Origin of the sequence: Gordonia sp. N1V, assembly GCF_029269935.1 — a bacterium.
Taxonomy (GTDB): domain Bacteria; phylum Actinomycetota; class Actinomycetes; order Mycobacteriales; family Mycobacteriaceae; genus Gordonia; species Gordonia polyisoprenivorans.
Genome location: NZ_JARJDD010000001.1, coordinates 314,015 through 332,174, shown reverse-complemented (window position 1 = coordinate 332,174; position 18,160 = coordinate 314,015). Strand labels below are relative to the sequence as shown.

The 18,160-nt window shown below is 66.9% G+C and carries 14 protein-coding genes, 2 tRNA genes and 1 pseudogene; 9 read left to right on the top strand and 8 right to left on the bottom strand.

Annotated features, from left to right (window positions below; genetic code table 11):
• The first annotated feature begins 253 nt into the window (after positions 1–253).
• Genes P3L18_RS01475 through P3L18_RS01465 form a run of 3 tightly spaced genes read left to right on the top strand, consistent with a single transcriptional unit; the run spans position 254 to position 5,405 of the window.
• Positions 254–2,500, top strand: a complete 2,247-nt coding sequence (locus P3L18_RS01475; RefSeq protein WP_276113016.1) for a glycerol-3-phosphate 1-O-acyltransferase — start codon at positions 254–256, stop codon at positions 2,498–2,500.
• On the top strand, positions 2,497–3,984 hold the full coding sequence (locus P3L18_RS01470) for an HAD-IB family hydrolase (protein ID WP_276113015.1): 1,488 nt from the start codon (positions 2,497–2,499) through the stop codon (positions 3,982–3,984). Before P3L18_RS01475 ends, P3L18_RS01470 begins: the two co-directional genes overlap by 4 nt.
• Positions 3,981–5,405, top strand: coding sequence for a wax ester/triacylglycerol synthase domain-containing protein (locus P3L18_RS01465; protein WP_276113014.1), 1,425 nt, complete (start codon positions 3,981–3,983; stop codon positions 5,403–5,405). The genes P3L18_RS01470 and P3L18_RS01465 overlap by 4 nt, the downstream gene beginning before the upstream one ends.
• Before the next feature lie 42 nt (positions 5,406–5,447).
• On the opposite strand, the gene P3L18_RS01460 is transcribed toward P3L18_RS01465, so the two are convergent.
• From P3L18_RS01460 to P3L18_RS01440, 5 genes are all read right to left on the bottom strand, one after another.
• Positions 5,448–5,520 (bottom strand) — tRNA-Asn (locus tag P3L18_RS01460).
• Positions 5,521–5,643: 123 nt separating this feature from the next.
• On the bottom strand, positions 5,644–7,242 hold the full coding sequence (locus P3L18_RS01455) for a regulator (RefSeq protein WP_276113013.1): 1,599 nt from the start codon (positions 7,240–7,242) through the stop codon (positions 5,644–5,646).
• Between the two features lie 115 nt (positions 7,243–7,357).
• Positions 7,358–8,050 carry a cysteine hydrolase gene (locus tag P3L18_RS01450; RefSeq protein ID WP_276113012.1) on the bottom strand — a complete coding sequence of 231 codons (693 nt, stop codon included), beginning with the start codon at positions 8,048–8,050 and terminating at the stop codon, positions 7,358–7,360.
• A 39-nt stretch (positions 8,051–8,089) separates the two neighbouring features.
• The gene (locus P3L18_RS01445; RefSeq protein ID WP_276113011.1) at positions 8,090–9,568 is read right to left on the bottom strand and encodes an allophanate hydrolase; all 1,479 of its coding nucleotides are present in this window, start codon (positions 9,566–9,568) and stop codon (positions 8,090–8,092) included.
• A 115-nt stretch (positions 9,569–9,683) separates the two neighbouring features.
• Positions 9,684–10,376, bottom strand: a complete 693-nt coding sequence (locus P3L18_RS01440; RefSeq protein ID WP_276113010.1) for a GntR family transcriptional regulator — start codon at positions 10,374–10,376, stop codon at positions 9,684–9,686.
• A gap of 192 nt (positions 10,377–10,568) precedes the next feature.
• Between P3L18_RS01440 and P3L18_RS01435 the strand changes: the two genes are divergently transcribed.
• A tRNA-Ile gene (locus P3L18_RS01435) sits at positions 10,569–10,642 on the top strand.
• 51 nt (positions 10,643–10,693) lie between these two features.
• Positions 10,694–11,119 carry a pyridoxamine 5'-phosphate oxidase family protein gene (locus P3L18_RS01430; protein ID WP_276113009.1) on the top strand — a complete coding sequence of 142 codons (426 nt, stop codon included), beginning with the start codon at positions 10,694–10,696 and terminating at the stop codon, positions 11,117–11,119.
• 19 nt (positions 11,120–11,138) lie between these two features.
• On the opposite strand, the gene P3L18_RS01425 is transcribed toward P3L18_RS01430, so the two are convergent.
• Positions 11,139–11,891 (bottom strand): GntR family transcriptional regulator, encoded by a 753-nt coding sequence (locus P3L18_RS01425; RefSeq protein ID WP_006371488.1) that lies wholly within the window; start codon positions 11,889–11,891, stop codon positions 11,139–11,141.
• Positions 11,851–11,949: pseudogene (locus P3L18_RS01420) on the bottom strand (acyl-CoA dehydrogenase family protein); the annotation flags it as partial. The gene P3L18_RS01425 and the pseudogene P3L18_RS01420, both read right to left, overlap by 41 nt.
• A 105-nt stretch (positions 11,950–12,054) precedes the next feature.
• Here P3L18_RS01420 and P3L18_RS01415 point away from each other — a divergent pair.
• Positions 12,055–12,915 carry a hypothetical protein gene (locus P3L18_RS01415; RefSeq protein WP_240523955.1) on the top strand — a complete coding sequence of 287 codons (861 nt, stop codon included), beginning with the start codon at positions 12,055–12,057 and terminating at the stop codon, positions 12,913–12,915.
• 1 nt (position 12,916) lies between these two features.
• Here P3L18_RS01415 and P3L18_RS01410 read toward each other — a convergent pair whose 3' ends face one another.
• Complete coding sequence (locus P3L18_RS01410; protein WP_276113008.1) at positions 12,917–14,086, bottom strand: TetR/AcrR family transcriptional regulator; 1,170 nt, start codon at positions 14,084–14,086, stop codon at positions 12,917–12,919.
• Positions 14,087–14,269: 183 nt separating this feature from the next.
• Here P3L18_RS01410 and P3L18_RS01405 point away from each other — a divergent pair, with 183 nt between their 5' ends.
• The 3 genes from P3L18_RS01405 (at position 14,270) to P3L18_RS01395 (ending at position 18,154) form a co-directional block, all read left to right on the top strand.
• The gene (locus tag P3L18_RS01405; RefSeq protein WP_020170850.1) at positions 14,270–15,097 is read left to right on the top strand and encodes an enoyl-CoA hydratase-related protein; all 828 of its coding nucleotides are present in this window, start codon (positions 14,270–14,272) and stop codon (positions 15,095–15,097) included.
• 88 nt (positions 15,098–15,185) lie between these two features.
• Positions 15,186–16,790: a fatty-acid--CoA ligase FadD5 gene (fadD5, locus tag P3L18_RS01400; RefSeq protein WP_006371492.1), complete on the top strand. Its 1,605-nt coding sequence runs from the start codon at positions 15,186–15,188 to the stop codon at positions 16,788–16,790.
• Positions 16,791–17,023: 233 nt separating this feature from the next.
• Positions 17,024–18,154, top strand: a complete 1,131-nt coding sequence (locus P3L18_RS01395; RefSeq protein ID WP_020170853.1) for an NDMA-dependent alcohol dehydrogenase — start codon at positions 17,024–17,026, stop codon at positions 18,152–18,154.
• Positions 18,155–18,160: the final 6 nt, after the last annotated feature.

The window sequence follows — 18,160 nt, the reverse complement described above, 5'->3', positions numbered from 1 at the left end:
CAGTGCGACGGCCGGCATCACCCACATTGCGTTCATGTCGGGAACGCTACGCTTTGGCGCCCGCGGTGACGGGGTGTTTGCGTGAGATCGGGACCTTGGCCCGCCAAGTCGGGTCTTTGGGCCCGGCAAGCCTGCCCGGGCCGAGTCGGACGGCGACACGAGGCGATTCCCGGCGTTCAGCTGAGCGTGCGGTGTGTTGTGGGCCACAATGGCCGTTGCCCGGAGTCGCCGGGATGAGGAGAGGTGGCGGTCGTTGACAGACATCGTGCTCGCGGAGGTCGGGACGCCGTGCGAGCGGCAGGTGGTGGCGGAGTGGGCGCAGACCGCACATCCCGATGCATTGTTGCGGACCCTCGACGAGATCGATGCCGAGAACCTCGAACCCGAGACCACGCTCATCCCCGCGCGCGTCGTGTGGCTCCCCCCGGTCCGCAAGGGCGAGCGGCGGGTGTCGGTGGCCGACGTTCTCGTGCTGTCGAATCCGCGGCGACCGCCGGCGTTCCGGCAGAACGCGATCAAGAAACGCCGACCCGATCGGGTGCGGGTGGCCGTCGGGGAGGCGGCCACGGTCGCCGATCTGCGTGCCAGGCACGAGCAGTCGTCGGCGGAGGGGGAGGCCTTCACCGCATTCGTGGGGGTACAGGCGGCGTTGTCGGCCGAACGGGCCGAACGCCAGATCGTCGGTGACCGATACAAGGTGCCGCGGCTGGTGGCCGAACAGATCGGTTCCTCGGCACGCTTCCGTGACAATGCGGCCAAACTCGCCGCCGACCTCGGCCGGCCGGTGGCCGCGGTGATGGCCGAGGCCACCGACAAGATGTCGGCCTTCGTGGCCACCCAGAGCCGACTCATGGACGACGTGTTCTCCTCCACATTCCGCGCGCTCTACGAGCGCGCGTGGACGGTATCGGTCGATCTGGACACCCTCGGCCGGCTGCGCACGCTGAACAAGAGCCACGGTCTGATCTTCCTGCCCTCGCACCGCTCCTACGTCGACACCCTGGTGCTCTCGGAAGTCCTTCGTAGCCATGACTTCCCGCCGAATCTGGTCCTCGGTGGCAACAATCTCGCGATCTGGCCGATCGCGCCGGTGGCACGCCGTGCGGGGGTGATCTTCATCCGGCGCAAGTTCGGCGGCGACCCGGTCTACAAGTTCGCGATGCGCTCGTATCTGTCGTTCATCGTCGAGAAGCGCTTCAACCTCGAGTGGTACATCGAGGGCGGCCGCAGCCGAACCGGCAAACTCCGCCCACCGAAACTCGGCCTGCTGTCGTATGTGGTCGATGCGATCGAACAGCTCGACGACGCCGACATGATGGTGGTGCCGACCTCGATCGTCTACGACCAACTCCACGAGATCGCGGCGATGGCACGGGAATCGGCCGGTGGTGCGAAGAAGCCCGAGGACGTCACCTGGCTGCTGAAGTACGCCAAGGCTCAACGCACCCACCTCGGTGAGGCGCGGGTACGCTTCGGGACGCCCTTCTCGCTGCGGGAGGCCATCGTCGAGGGTGGGGACGATCCGGCGGCACTGGACAAGATCGCGTTCCGGGTGATGGACGAGATCAATGCCGCCACACCGATTTCGGCAACGTCCTTGGCGGGTTTCGCACTGCTGGGCGCGGGCGAGCGCGCCTACACCGCCGGCGAGATCGAGGAGATCCTCGAGCCGCTGCTGGACTACATCGACCGCCGGGGGCTGCCCGGTCCGGACGCACAATTGTGCCGCGGCCTCGGTTTGCTCTCGACCCTGCGCGAGCTCACCACCGCGGGTGTGCTCACCCGCTTCGACGGCGGCACCGACACCGTCTGGTCGATCGCACCCGGCAATCATGCCGTCGCCGCGTACTACCGCAACGGCGCCCTGCACCACTTCGTCGACCGGGCGATCGTCGAGATGGCCTTGGTGGCTGCCGATCGCGGTGATCTCGAGGCCGATGTGGATGCGATGCTCTCCGCCTCCCAGCAGGAGGCATTGCGCATCCGCGATCTGCTGAAGTTCGAGTTCTTCTTTCCCACCAAAGAGGTGTTCTTGCACCGACTCGGCGCAGAATTGGATCTCATCGCACCCGAGTGGCGCGAGACCCCACCGACCCCGGAATGGATCCACCAGACCCTGCTCGCCACGTCCGGTGCGCTGTTCGCCCGGCGCACACTGCAGACGTTCTTCGACGCGCAACTCGTTGTCGCGCAACGACTCGTCGCCCTCGACGACGCGCCCATCGACAAGGAGCAGGTGCTCGCCGACTGTCTCGGACTCGGCCGCCAGCTGGAATTGCAGGCGGTGATCCGCAGCAAGGACTCGGTGTCGACCGAGCTGTACGACGCTGCATTCCGTCTTGCCGAGAACCGTCATCTGATCAGCCCGGCGGAGGGCTCCGAGCGGGGTGTCGATCTCGCCGTGGCGCGGCGGGCGTGGCTCGACGAGGTCGAGGAGATGCGCGAAAGGCTGGCCAAGATCGCGGCGATCGAGGGCGAGCAGGCCGGGGGCATCCGGTGAGCGCGCTCGCCGCGCGACTCGCCGAGATCCGATCGGCCAAGCGCGGCAAACAGATCGGGGCGTTCTTCGACTACGACGGCACGTTGATCGAGGGATTCTCGGCGACCGCGATCATCGGGGCGCGGGTGCGCAGCATGGAATTCGGACTCGGTGAACTCGCCGACTTCCTGCTCATCGGACTGCGCGGCGTCGAGTCCGAGCAGGATTACGCCGAGGTGCTCGACGCGACCCGACCGACGTTCGCCGGTAAGACCTATGAGGACCTACTCGCGTTGGGCGAGAGCCTGTTCAAGCACGAGACGGCCGCGCAGCTGCGACCGCAGATGTGGCAGATCCTGCGTGCCCATCGGGCGATGGGCCACCGCATCGTCATCGCGTCGTCGGCGACGCGGTTCCAGATAGCCCCGATCGCCCGTGAGATCGACGCCGATCACGCCCTGGCCACCGACGTGGAGGTGATCGACGGCGTGGTGACCGGTCGGGTGGTGGGCCGGCCATTGTGGGGGCCGGGTAAGGCGGCGGCGGTGCGTGCGCTGGCGCGAGAACACGATATGGATCTCGACGCGTCGTTCGCCTACAGCGACGGCAACGAGGACATTCCGTACCTGGAGTCGGTGGGGCATCCGGCGGCGGTGTCGCCCAAACATGTCCTGCGCGCCGAGGCGCAAGCCCGGGGATGGCCGATCCTGGATCTGCGCAACCCGACCCACAATCGACTCGAGATGGCGGTGCGCACCGGCGCGTTCTACGGCACCTTTCTCACCTCGGCGGCGGTCGGGGTGCTCGGTGGGCTGGTGCGGCGGGACCGGTCGGCGGAGATGATGCAGTCCGCGGTGTCCGGAGGTATGGACGTCGGGCTCGCGCTGGCCGGGGTGCGTGTCAAGGTCACCAGTGGCGCAGAGTATCTGACGTCGGCCCGCCCGTGCGTCTTCGTCTTCAACCATCAGTCGAAACTCGATCTGCCGGTGATGATTCATCTGGTTCGCTCCGATGCCACGGGCGTCGCGAAGAAGGAGATCGGCCGGCTGCCGGTCTTCGGGCAGGTCCTCGACGCCGCCGGGGTGGTGTTCATCGATCGTGCCGACGCCGGGAAGGCCATCGAGCAACTCGCGCCCGCGGTGGCGAAACTCCGCGACGAGGGCGCCTCGTTGGTCGTCGCACCCGAGGGAACCCGTTCGGCGACACCACGAATCGGCCCGTTCAAGAAGGGGCCCTTTCACATCGCGATGCAGGCCGGGGTACCGGTGGTCCCGGTGGTGTTGCGCAATACGGGGGAGCTGATGTGGCGTGGGGCGCAGCTGATCAAGCCGGGGGTGGTGGAGGTCAAGGTGCTCGAGCCGGTGGATACCTCGTCGTGGAGCGCCGACGACATCGGGCGCCACGCCGAAGAGGTTCGGCAGCAATTCATCTCGACACTGGCCGATTGGCCGGTCGACCATGGCGAGGACGGCGGGGCAGCGCCGGACCAGGAAGTGATCGGATGAGCGAGGACCGTCCACTCGACTGGGGCACCGAACCGCATATGAGCCCGGTCGACACCGTGATGTGGCGCGGTGACAGTGATCGCCGGCTACGCGGAACGATCTGCATGCTGGAGATCTATGACCGTGTGCCGGACTGGGATCGGCTGATCGCCGCCCACGAGTGGGGGAGCCGTATGGCGCCGCGCTTTCGGCAGCGGGTGATCGACTCGCCGTTCGGTACCGGCACACCGAGCTGGGCGATCGACCCCGAGTTCGACCTGCATTATCACGTTCGCCGGCTACGGTTGGCCGGGGACGGCTCGATGCGCGAATTGCTGTCCACCTGTGAACAATTGGCGATGACCGCGCTCGACCCGGCGCGGCCACCGTGGGAGGGCTATCTCATCGAGGGGCTGCCCGACGGCAAGGCGGCGTACTTCCTCAAGGGCCACCACGCGCTGACCGACGGTCTCGGCGCGATCATCGCACTGGCGCAACTGCATTCGACCACCCGCGAGCCGAAACCCGACAAGCCGCAGCCGCCCGAGCCCGTCCCGGTCGACGTCTCGGCGCTGGAGGTGCTGCGTCGGCAGATCGGCGACGAGGTGGCGCGGGTACCGCATCGCGTCGACGTCGTGGTGAGCGGTGCCCGTGCACTTGTCGACCCGAAACGAGCGTTGAGCAAGGTACTGCGCTATGGGCGTTCGGTGCCACGGGTGGCAGGTCTGGTGAGCCCACCCGGGTCACCGCTGCTGGCCCACCGCAGTCTGTCGTGGCGGTTCGCGGCGTTCGAGGTGCCCTTCGCCGATCTGCGAGCCGCCGGTTCTGCCGTACGAGCCTCGGTCAACGACGTGTACCTCGGCGGGCTGATCGGCGGATTCCGCATCTATCACGAACGCCTCGGCCGGCCGGTCGAGGCGATCCCGGTGGCGATTCCGATCTCGGTGCGCCGACCCGAGGACCCCGAGGGAGGCAATCGGATTGCGGTGGGCCGCATGGCCGGTCCCGTCGGCATCGCCGACCCCTTCGAGCGGGTGCTGACGATCCGCGAGCAGGTGCGGGCGGCACGCACCGAACCCGCCGTCGACGTGTTCAACACCATGGGATCGGTACTGGCCTGGATACCGGGACGACTGCTGGGACAGTTCAGCGGAGCCACGAGCGGTAACGACCTGCAGGCCAGCAACGTACCGGGAATCCCATGGGAGACCTACGTCGCCGGCGCCAAGGTGGAACGGATGTATCCCTTCGGCCCGCTGCCCGGCTGCGCGGTCATGGCGACGATGATCACCCACAACGGTATTGCCTGTCTGGGAATCAATTTCGATGCGGCGTCGATCACCGAACCGGAGATCTTCGCCGAGAGCGTCGTCGCCGGATTCGATGAGGTGCTTGCCCTGTCCCCGGCCGACTCGCCGGCATCGATGACCCACGTGGTGTGAGGCGAAACGCAAAAAACCGCCTGTGACCAGGCGGTTTTCTTGCTCCCCCAACTGGACTCGAACCAGTAACCGTTCGATTAACAGTCGAATGCTCTGCCAATTGAGCTATGGGGGACTGCTCGGGTGGTGCCGGTGTCACCCCGTCGGGGCGGCATCAGAACCGAACGCTGACTCTAGCGCATGGATCGGGCAAAGAACAAAACGCCAGTTCGCGCCGCCCGAGCAGTCCCTCGGGCGCTCAGTGACCGGCGACGACGTCGGCCTCGTCGACGACCACCGGTGTCCGGGCTCCCGGGAGGAACCAGTAGGCCAGACAGACAAGGCCGAAGAAGAGGTAACCCAGGGCCACAGCCGGATTGGCCGCCCACGCCACCTCCGGTGCGTGGATGAGCCCGATGAACGACAGCACGGCACCGACGCCGCACGCGATCGCCGCGTAGTGGAACTTCTTGTCGAGGATGAAGGTCACGATGGTGCCCAGGATCAGTCCGACCAGTACCGCACCCTGGCCGAGCGTGGTCAGGCCGCTGTAGACCAGGCCGGCATTGCCGAGAGCGGCGTCGCCGACCTTGTCGGCAGTCGTCCCCGCGGCGGACAGGGCATTGTCGATCAGCCCGCTGCCCCACTGGGCGAGGTTGGGCAGGATCGCGGCGACCACCGCGACTGCATGTAGACGTGGCACCGCCTGGAACGCCTGGGCGCCGATGAGCAGGCCGATGTAGAGCAGAATCGGGACGATCGCCGGAACCGGCAGCAACGCCTCGAGCACACCGAAGAGCCCGGCGAAACACAGCACACCGATCGCGAGCCCACTGGCCAGGGAGTACCCGGCCCGACCGCCGGCATCCTTCCAGCCGGGGTGACCGATGTAGACCGCGGGCGGGAACGGTGACCCGAACGCCGCACCGATGCACGCACCGGCGCCGTCGGCGAGCAGCACGCTGCGCAGGTTGTAGCTGTCGCCGGCCGCCGCGGCGCTCTCCACATTGCTCATCGCCTCGGTGAAGTTGTAGACGCCCAACGGGATCGCCGTCCCGAGCAGTGGGGCGAGATGTCCCAGTCCGGAGAACAGCATGTCGAAGCGTTGGTCGGGGATGCCCACCGCGATGTCGGAGACCGCTGCGGTGAGGTCGGGTACCGACATGAAGCCACCGATCCAGCCGATCGCCGTACCGACCAACAGTGCGGCCAGGCCGACGGGGATGTTGCCGGGTAGCCGCACATCGGTGAAGAAACCGATCAGGATGATGCCCAGCACCGGCAGCCCGATCCAGGCGGCGTCCCACATCTGGCCGGCCGGGCGCATCGCGATGAAGGTGAGCGAAATGCCGGCCAGGGTGCCGAGCATCGCGGCGCGCGGGGTCAGTTTTCGGACGTAGGGCCCGACGAACGCCCCGATCATGACGATGACGCCGATCATGAACGCCCACGCGACACCGGCCTCCCAGGCCTGCATCGCGTCCTTGGTCTTGAGGTAGACGGGCAGCATCACGACGAAGACGACGATGAACATGTGGGGCACGCTCGGGCCGTACGGCAGCGCGGTCACGTCGGTGCGGCCTTCACGACCGGCCAGGCGGCGGGCCAGGAACGTGTAGTAGACGTTGCCGAGGATCAACGCGACGCCGAGGGCTGGAAGCACTGTCCCCAAGACATCGTCGGCAGGGATCTTGACCACACCGATCATGAGGCCGGTCAGGGTCAACACGTTGACCAGGATGTTGAAACCCAGGCCGAAGAACGCGTTGGTGTCACCGCGAGTCCACCAGGGGATCCGTGGGTTCGGTGTCGGGGACGGATTTGCTGCGGGAGAGGTGGTTTCGGCGGTGGCGCTCATCGCGATTCCTTCAGATGCTCGGGCGGATGTTGTGTCGGGGGGGGGGGGCGGGGGACAGGGGTGTTGGGGCCAGGGGTGTTGGGGACTGGGGGACGACGCTGTCCGGCAGGGTGGATCAGGAAGCGGCGTTGTCGGTGTCGGGATCGCCCATGACGGCGATGACGTCGGCGCTGCGGGCGGTCCACCCGAAGATGCCGCCCTGGGCGGCGACCATCTCCAGGCCGACACGCTGGAATTCGGGGAAATACGAACCGACACAGTCGGACACGACGACGCACTCGTAGCCGCGGTCGTTGGCCTCGCGTGTGGTGGTGTGGACGCAGACCTCGGTGGTGACCCCGGTGACGAGCAGTGAGGTGATGCCGCGATCCTGCAGGGTCTCTGCGAGGCCGGTGGCGTAGAAGGCGCCCTTACCCGGTTTGTCGATCACCACTTCGCCCGCGGCGGGCGCGAGTTCGTCGATGATGTCGTGTCCGTACTCGCCCCTGATCAGAATCCGGCCGAACACCCCGGTGTCACCGATGCGTTTGCTCGGCGCGCCACGTCGGAGCTTGGCCGGCGGGCAATCGGAGAGATCGGGTTCGTGTCCTTCTCGGGTGTGGATGACGGGCATGCCCACTCGACGTGCAGCGGCGAGAAGGTCGACGAGCGGCGGGATCACCTTCTGCAGCAAGGTGACGTCGTTGCCGAGGGACTCGCCGAAACCGCCGGGAAGCAGGAAGTCGCGTTGCATGTCGATGATCAGCAGTGCGGTGTGGTCCAGATCGAGGTCGATCGGGGCGGGTGTGGCAGGGATGGTCACGGCCATGGGGTCTCCGGGGGGTGTGAGCGACGGGGTGGCGGTTGGTTACGGCCTGGGAGTGATTGCGTCCGAGTCGGATTCGGCCGGGTGCCGATGCTCGGGGTGCCGATGCCTGGGTTGATGGAGCTCGGGGTGCTGTTGCTCAGGGTGATGACGCGGCTCGTCGAGGAGATTCGCCGCCATCTGCAACACCGCGTCGTCGTGCAGGGCGTTGCCGAGCACCATGGCGCTGTGCGGTCGGCCGTCGGCGGTGAGTCCTTGTGGGACAGCAACTCCGGTGAGGTCGAGGAGGTTGCCGAAGTGGGTGTAGTGGCCGAGCATGGTGTTGGTCGCCAGGGGTTGGGCAAGCACCTCCTCGACGGTGAAGGTGCGGCCGATCGTGGGTACGATGACGACGTCGATGCCGTCCCAGATCCGGCTGACCTCGGCGCGCAATTCGGCGAGTCGCTGCATCGCGGCGAAGGCATCGACCGCGGTGTACTCGGTTGCGCCCTCGAGGATCTCGCGGACGACCGGATGGATCGAGTCGGGATGGTCGGCGAGGAACTCGCCGAAGACGACGAGTCGTTCGGCGACCCATGGACCCGCGTAGAGCAATTCGCCCGCGGCCAGGAACGGTTCGAGAGAGATCTCCTCGATGGTGACGGGAACCGGGAAGTGCATGTGCGCGAGTCGTTCCCGGAACGCCTGGTGAGCCTCGCGCAGGGCGTCGTCGCCGAAGAACTCCAGCTGCGTCATCGGCGGCAGTCCGACGGTGAGGCCACCGCGGTGGTCCGCTCCAGGCGAGCGGGACCACGGGTCGGCGTCGTCGCGGGCTGTCATCACCGCCATCACGCGGTCGACGTCGTCGATGCCTCCGGCCATCACGGTGATGCAGTCCAACGACTTACACGCCGGGACGAGTCCGACCGTGCTGATCAATCCCCGCGAGGGCTTGTAGCCGACGATCCCGTTGAGGGCCGCCGGCACCCGACCGCTGCCCGCTGTGTCCGTCGCCACAGCGAACGGAACCTCACCGAGCGCCACCGCGAGGGCGGAACCGGAACTCGAACCGCCCGAGATCATCTCGTTGCCGTATACGCTGCGCGGCACCGTATACGGGGTACGCGTGCCGTTGAGTCCGGTCGCGAACTGATCGAGGTTGGTCTTGCCGACGTAGAGGGCGCCGGCATCGAGCAGGCGTTGCACCGCAGGCGCGGTCGTGTCGGGTGTGTAGGCGTAGTCGGGGCACGACAGTGTCGTCGGCACGCCGGCGACGTCGAGGCTGTCCTTGACCCCGAACGGGACCCCGTAGAGGGGCAGCGCGCGGGCACCGGGGCGTGCCTCGAGGTCGGCGGCGGCGCGCACGAGGTCATCGCCGGCAACCGTCGAGATCCAGGTTCCGTCGTCTCCGCGGGCGGCGATGGAGTCGGCCACGCGCCGGGCGGTCCGTGTCGGCGATCCGCCGCCGCTGATGTGGCTGTCGAGAATTTCTGCGATGGTCGGACCTCCGAGGGGCCCACGGGAGTCGCTGCGAATGTTCATATCGTCGATTGTCGACAGAATCATGGCGACCGTAGAACAACTGTGTGTCGTTCGTGTTAGGCGGCGTCACACGCGGCATGCCCGCAGGAGTGTCGGAGCGCGTGCGAGTTGGTTGTCAGGCGGATGCCGCGTCGTCGTCGAGCGCGGCGACCAGGTCGAGGTATCGAAGGTGGCCGTGATCGCGCAGCGCCGCCACGGTGGCCTCGACGTCGTTGGCCTCGAGTGCGGCGAGGATGTCGTGGTGGCGACGCAACCCGTCGTGCGAACCGTGATCGGCGGTCTCCGCGCGCAGATTGACCGCCATCGGCAGCTGGAGCTTCAGCAGGATCGGCGCCAGGGCGATGTCGAGCTGCCGATTGCCGGCGAGTCCCACGACGGCGGCGTGAAAACGCCGGTGGGCGTCGTCCTTCTCCAACTCGTCGGAGGCGTTCTCGAGTTGCTCGATCGCGGCGCGAACCGGCGCCAACTGGGTCTCCGGATCGGCCAGCGGCAATGCCGATTCGACGGCGAAGCGCTCGAGCAACTGACGTAGTTCGAACAGCTGCAGGATGTCTCGCGGCGACCACTCGGCCACCCGCGCGCCACGGCGGGGCAGATGCTCGACGAGGCCTTGTTGTGCGAGTAGACGGAGCGCCTCCCGAATCGGCGCCCTGCTGAAACCTAAACTCGCGCAGAGATTCTCCTCGACGATCTTCTCGCCCGGCGCCAACGCCCCGGATAAGATGGCGTCGCGGATGCGTCGGGCGGCCACGTCGACGAGGCTTTCGGGGAGCCCTCGCCCCGGTCCTGCGTCATCGACCCCGGCCATGCGCCGTCACTCCTGTTCTGCTGGTTCTCGTTCGCTCGCCGGACGCGTCGTCGGTGCTACCGCGTCAGGCACGCCGTCGAGTCTAGTGCCCGGGCGCACCGCGGTCGGTTGTGCCCGAGGCGCCAGGTCGACGCGTGATCGGGGCTGCCACACCGTGCGGTATTGTCGCTGCTCGGGCACGACGTGCCCGCTGGGGCGGTAGCTCAGTCGGTTAGAGCCGCGGACTCATAATCCGTAGGTCGCGGGTTCGAGCCCCGCCCGCCCCACCGAGATCGAGCTCCGGCGACGCTGGCGGCGCCTGCGACTACCCTGGTGGCATGGCTCTGAGTATCGAAGAACGACAAGCTTTTCTGGCCGAGCCCCACATTGGTGCGCTCTCGATCGAGGCGGGTGCCGACCGCGCTCCGCTCGTGGTGCCGATCTGGTATCAGTACACCCCAGGCGGCGACCTGTGGTTTCTGACCGGAGCCGATTCACGCAAGATGCGCCTGCTCGACACTGCCGGACGCTGTTCGCTGATGGTCGAGCGTCTCGACCCGTCGATCCGGTACGTCGCGGTGTCCGGGCCGGTGATCGATACCGCGCCGGGTACGCGTGCCGATCTCGTGGAGATGGCCGCGCGGTATCTGCCGGCCGAGAAGGTGGACCGCTATGTCGAGTTCGCCGCCGCCGAGCACGGTACCCAGACCCGCGTGACCGTCCGGACAGATCAGTGGGTCTCGGCGGACCTGGGGAACGTCTGACCCTACGTCCAACGCGATTTCAGCTGTCGACGTCGTTCCAGATGCCGGTCTGCTCAAGGTGTTTCACCAGTCGCTCGGCGCCGTCGTCGAATTGGCGGCGGGTCTGAGCGATCACCTCGTCGCGATCGCCGGCGCGGTAGGCCGCGATCAGTCGGTCGTGACTGTCCACGGCGACCTCGCCCCATTCCGGGTCGGAGGCGTAGAGCTGGGTGGGGGTGTAGCGCGCCGCCGAGAGCAGGAACCAGGCGAGTTTCTTCCCGGCCGCGATCACGTTGTGGCGCCGGTGGAACTCGAATTCCGCGTCGATGATGGCCGCCGTGTCGCCGGAGGCCACGGTCGAGCGCAACTTCTGGTTACACCACTCGAGGTCGGCGATTTCCTCGGAGGTGATCACCTCGGCGGTGCGCAGAGCGAGCTTCACCGCGATCTCACCTTGCAGCCAGAAGAGGTCGTCGACGTCGATGCGGTCGAGATCGGAGACCCGGTAACCGCGATGAGGCTCGAGGCTGACCATTCCCTCACCGCGCAGCGTGAGCAGGGCCTCGCGGACCGGTGTCACGCTCACCCCGAGCCGCTCGGCGGTCTCGTCGAGGCGGATGTACTCGCCGGGCCGGAAGTCCGCGGTCATGATCAGGTGCCTCAGGTGCGCGGCGACCTCCTCGGACAGCTGCGGGCGGCGGCGCAGGCGCGCACGGTCGTCGGCGCCGCCCGCGCGACCTTCCGGACGCTCGGACGCCGAGGGTCGTGCCGATGATGTCGCGCTGGATTTCATTGGTGCCACCGTAGACCGTCGAGGTGAGTGCGCCACGCATCCGGCGTCGGGTCGAATCCGGGTGCGTGCGTCGCCCGTGGATCGCCACGGCCGCCTCCGAATCATATGTTTGATATGTCTACCCGTGACCGGCGCCACAGATACTGCCGCTACATTGGTGGCCATGCCCAAGTCAGCACGCCGATCAACGCAGAGTTCTCCAGTGGACGAGAGCTCGCTTGCCGGCGATGGCGATGAGAGTGAGACCAGGGCAGACGTCGACACCGTAACAGCGGGCGAGGACTCGGTCGGTGCAGGTGAGCGTGCCGGATCGGGGATCTCGGAACCCACGCCGCTCGACGGCGAGGGCTTCCTCGAGGCCAATCGCCGCGAGCGCGAGCGGTTGCGCGCCGACGCCGAACGCAAGGCGGCCCGCTCGTCGGACCCGGATCGGGTGCCGCGCAAACTCGGTGACGACGAGTCGGCTGCGACGTCGGGACCCGCACGGCGCCGGCGCCTGACGGTGGGCGGGAGCCGTGCCCTGTTCGCGGTGGTTGCGGTGCTCGTCGTGCTCGTGGTCGGACTCGGGGTCTCCACCGGTGTGCTGGCCTATCGCCTGCACAGCGCCGACAGTGCGGCGGCCGCCGGGCCGTCCGATGCCGACCGGAAGACCGTGATCGACACCGCCAAGAACTACGCCGCGACGCTGACCACCTACGACTCGTCGAACTACGGCGATCTCGACGCGCGTATCCGCCAGATCTCCACCCCCGACTTCGCCAAGACGTTCATCGCGTCCTCGCAGGACGCCCGAGCAGGTAACGCCAACGCCAAGGGCGTCTCCAAGGCCACCGCCGCACACGGGGGTATCGAGTCGATGAGCGCCGACAACGCCGTCGTGCTCGTCAGCCTGGATCAGACCATCACCTCACCGGAGCTGACGAGCGAGGTGCCCCAGGGCATCCCGTATCAGTCCAGGGTGTTGGTGACGCTCACCAAGCAGGACGGACGCTGGATGCTGGCGGGGTTCACGGTCGTCGAATAACTCACCGGGTCAAGAGAATTCGTCGACCGATCGCGTCGATGCGAGCCGGCGCGGGCGGCTGGGAGCCGCGAACCAGATCGGCGACGACCGCCAGTTCGGCATGGACCAGGAAGCGCGCTCGGCTCGCGTCGACGTCGGGGTGCGCCCGACATACCCAGGCTGCCCACTCCTCGACGTTGCGGCGTTGCTGGGTGCGCAGCGCGGTCCGGGTACGGGCCTCGAGATGGCCCGCTTCGGACAGGTAGACGGTCATCAGTTCCGGTGCAGCACAACATAGGTCGATGTAGCGCCGCACCATGTGCGCCACTGCGTCGGCCGGCGTCCGCGACGCGGCGAGGGCGTCGGCGATACTGGCGGTGGTACGGTCGGAGGCTCGCCAGAACGCTGCCTCGAGAATCGCCACCTTGCTGGTGAAATGCCGGTAGACCCCGGAGGCCGGGATGCCCGCGGCCTGCCCGATTTCCTCGATCGTCACGTCGTGGAAACCTCGGACGGCGAACAGGGCGATCGATTCGGACAGGATGATCTCGCGTCTGCCCGTCGGGGAGAGTCCGGGTCCGGTCACGGGATCCGACGCGGCGGATTCGAGGAGATCGAGGTCGAGCAGGCTCATCGCCGCGTCGCAGAGCAGTTGTTGCACCTCTGGTGCCGGCAGAGTGGCCCGATGGGTGGCGGGGCTGGCCACGACACTGGTCATCGCGGCGGCGAGGGTGTCGGCGTCGTCGCGGTCGAGATCGGTGCGCGCGCGCAGAATCGCCGACCGGATACGACGATGCTGTGCGATCACCACCGCACGCACGTGTGCGGCGTCGGCCCCGCTCAGATACCGCGATTCCCAGCGATAGAGACCGCCGGTGCGCCGGTTCTCGATCGAGGTCGCCGCGATGGCTGCCAACAGTGCATGCAACTCCCGGCGTGGATCGGTCTCGGCCGGGACGTCCGAGGTGGCTGCGGCGAGACGGTCCGCCAAAACCGTGGTGGCCTCGGCGAACAGGGCATATTTGTTGGGGAAGTGGCGATACAGCGCCGGTGCCGACACGTCCGCGGCCTCGGCGATGTCGTCGAGGCGGACCGCGTGAAAGCCGCCATCGCTGAACGCACGCGTCGCCACCTCGATGAGGTGCTTGCGGCGATCGACCGGCCGCCGCCGGGGCGTACTCCGGATGGTCACGTCGACAGCGTAGTCGGATGGTCCATTCGCAGAGACGATCCAGGAAAATTTCACGAAAAGTGCTGCTGAAGCGCTTGTTGATAAAATATATGTTAATCGATATTCTCGTGATTCAGATCTCATGGTGGTGTACCGTGAGGCCTGCGCCCGCAGATGCGGACAGCGGCGAGAGTCAGGAGAGCGGTGAGCGAGAACACGACGATCGACGACGTGGCCGGCGGGGCGCAGGAGGCTCCCGGCGTGATCGAGTCACTCGACGACAGGGGCGTGGCGCGGCTGACGATCTCGCGGCCCGAGCGGATGAACGCCCTCGACACCGACGCCAATCGACGCATCGTCGAGGCATTGACGAAGTGGACGGCCGACGACTCCGTTCGCGTGGTCGTCATCGATGGTGCGGGAGGCAGTTTCAGCACCGGCGCCGACGTCACCTCCATCGCTCACGGCGGTGGCCTCGACGGACTGGGTCGCGAGCAGGCGCACGGGATCATCGCCTCCGGCTCGGATCTGGCCCGCGCATTGCGTGCGGTGCCCGTGCCGGTCATTGCTTCGGTCGACGGGGCCGCGGCGGGAATCGGTGCCTCGCTGGCACTGGGCGCCGACCTGATCTATGCCACCGCCCGGTCGTACTTCCTACTCGCCTTCATCAACATCGGTCTGATGCCCGACGGCGGGGCCTCGATGCTGGTGGCCGCCGCAGTCGGTCGGGCGCGCGCCAATGCGATGGCACTCCTTGGCGAAAAGCTCCGGGCGCCTGCGGCATACGACGCCGGACTGGTCACCGAGGTCCTCGAGGACCGCGCAGCACTCGACGCGAGGGTCGCCGCAGCGGTCGACAAACTCGCGGGTCTGTCGCCCTCGGCGGTGCGTCGAACAAAGGCGGCCCTCGACGCGCACACGATGTCGGGATTCGAGCCCGCGATCGAGCGGGAACTCGACGGGCAGACCGAGTTGCTCCAGTCGCCGGAATTCCGCGCGGCGCTCGCCGCCTTCACCGGGCGACGAGGCTGATCCCGAACCTGCCGCCGAACCCTGGCCCCGCACATACACATTGCCGCACAAGCGTATTCGCGAAGCACACCAAGGAGAAAACGCCACGATGACCGCCACGATCGACAACACCGCCGACCTCACCACCGAACCACTCCGGTCCCGTCGTAACCATTGGAACAACCAGGTCCGTCGGCATGCGTTCATGAATCCCGACGGACCGGCACTGAAGTTCCTGGGCAACGTCACCACGTGGAAGCAACTCGACGAACGCACGCGCGGGTTCGCCGCCGCACTGAGCCGACGCGGCGTGGGCTTCGGCGACCGCATCCTGCTGGTGCTGCTGAACCGCTCCGAGTACGTCGAGGCCGTGATGGGCGCCAACCTGATCGGTGCCATCCCGGTACCGGTCAACGTCCGGATGAGCCCGGCGGAGATCGCGTTCCTGGTCCGCGATTCCGGTGCCAAGATCATCGTCACCGAGTCCCTTCTCGCGCCGCTGGCCGACGCGGTGAGTGCCTCGACCGGGGCGATCGACGCGACGATCGTCGTCGGTGACACCGACAACCCCGCGCACCTGAAGTTCGAGGACCTCGTCGCCGAGGATTCGTCGGATCTCCCCGAGATCGACGTGCCGGAGGAGTCGGTCGCACTGATCATGTACACCTCGGGTACCACCGGAAAGCCCAAGGGCGCCATGCTCACCCACCAGAACCTGCAGGCCCAGGCCGTCACCTGTCTGCAGGCGCTGAGTACCCGACCCGACGACGTGGGCTCGTGTGTGGCGCCGATGTTCCACATCGCCGGACTCGGCGCTATGGCGCCGCTGATCTACATGGGTGCGCTGTCGGTGATCCACCCGCTCGGGGCCTTCGACCCCGATGACATGCTCGACACCCTTGAACGGGAGGGCACCACCTCGATCTTCCTGGTTCCCGCGCAATGGCAGGCGGTGTGCGCCGCGCAGCAGGCCCGGCCCCGCGATCTCAAGCTGCGGGTCATCAGCTGGGGTGCGGCCCCGGCGTCGGACACGGTGCTGCGCGCGATGAACGAGACCTTCCCGGATGCGCTGAACGTCGCGGTGTTCGGCCAGACCGAGATGTCGCCGATCACCTGTGTCCTCGAGGGCAAGGATGCCCTGCGCAAGATCGGTTCGATCGGCAAGGTGGTGCCGGCCGTCACCGCCCGCGTCGTCGACCCGGAGATGAACGACGTCGCCCCCGGCGAGGTCGGTGAGATCGTCTATCGCGGTCCCAACATGATGATCGGCTACTGGCAGAACCCGCAGGGCACCGCAGATGCCTTCCACGGTGGCTGGTTCCATTCCGGAGACCTCGTCCGCCAGGACGACGAGGGCTTCCTCTACGTCGTGGACCGCGCCAAGGACATGATCATCTCCGGCGGAGAGAACATCTACTGCGCCGAGGTCGAGAACGTGCTGTTCGGCCACGAGAAGATCGCCGAGGCGGCGATCATCGGTCGCGCACACGAGAAGTGGGGCGAGGTGCCGGTGGCCGTCGTCGTGCTCGCCGAGGGCGTCGACGATCTGACCCTCGACGACCTCGAGCCTTACCTCAACGAGAACCTGGCCCGCTTCAAGCACCCCAAGGATCTCGTGATCGTCGACGAATTGCCGCGCAACGCCGGTGGCAAGGTCGTCAAGCCGTCGCTGCGATCGACCTACGGCAGCAAGGACGCCGGTCTGGCGAACTGACCGACCCTTTCATGAACGCGGGGTGGACCCCGGTCGTGAGGTGGTTGCCACGCGCACCACGTCGTCGGCCGGGGTCTTCTTCGTGGTCGTCGACCGGTCGGTGGTCCACGGCCAGGTCAAGATTCACAGATTCGAAAACTGGAACACGTTACAATCCAAAACTGGAACACGTTACAATTCTGCCTAAGGAGTGGCATGCGCCACGCTGTGCCGGCACGAGTGGAGGTTCGAGGGTGAAGACCAAAGGTGCACTGCTGCGGGAACTGAACAAGCCGTGGCAGATCGAGGAGATCGAGATCGGGGATCCCAAGGCGCACGAGATCAAGATCCGGATGGAAGCGGCCGGGATGTGCCACTCCGATCATCATCTGATGACCGGTGGCATCCCGATGGCCGGATTCCCGATTCTCGGCGGTCATGAGGGGTCCGGCGTGGTCGAGGAGATCGGCGAGGGGGTCACCGATTTCGAGGTCGGCGATCACGTGGTGCTCTCCTTCATCCCGTCGTGCGGAAAGTGTCCGTCGTGCAAGTCGGGCATGGCCAACCTGTGCGACATGGGTGCCATGCTGCTGCAGGGAGAAGCGGTGTCGGACAACACGTTCCGTATCCATACCGCCGAAGGTGAGAATGTCTACCCGATGACGCTGCTCGGTACGTTCGCGCCGTACATGGTGGTGCACGAGGCGTCGGCGGTGAAGATCGACAAGTCGATTCCGTTCGAGGTGGCGGCGCTCGTCGGCTGCGGGATTCCCACCGGCTACGGCTCCTCGACCCGCAGTGGCGACGTCCGCCCGGGTGAGGACGTCGCGATCGTCGGCGTCGGCGGCGTGGGCACCGCGGCCCTGCAGGGTGCGGTGATCTCCGGTGCGCGCAACGTCTTCGCGATCGACCCGGTCGAGTGGAAGCGCGAACAGGCCATGAAGTTCGGGGCCACCAAGACCTTCGCCTCGATCGAGGAGGCGGCACCGGCCATCGCGGAGATCACCTACGGGCACATGTGCCACAAGGTGATCGTCACCGTCGGTGAGGTCCACGGCAAGGACGTCGACAGCTGGATGGGGATCACTGCCAAGGGCGGTACGTGCGTGTTGACGGGCATGGGCAACATGCTCGAATCCGACGTGACGCTGAACCTGGCGATGCTCACCCTGCTACAGAAGAACCTGCAGGGCACCATCTTCGGCGGTGCCAATCCCAAACTCGACATCCCGCAACTGCTGTCGATGTATCGGATGGGCAAACTGAACATCGAGGACATGATCACCCGGCAGTACCGTCTCGACCAGATCAACCAGGGCTACCAGGACATGCTGGACGGCAAGAACATCCGCGGCGTCATCCGCTACACCGACGAGGACCACTGACCCGGC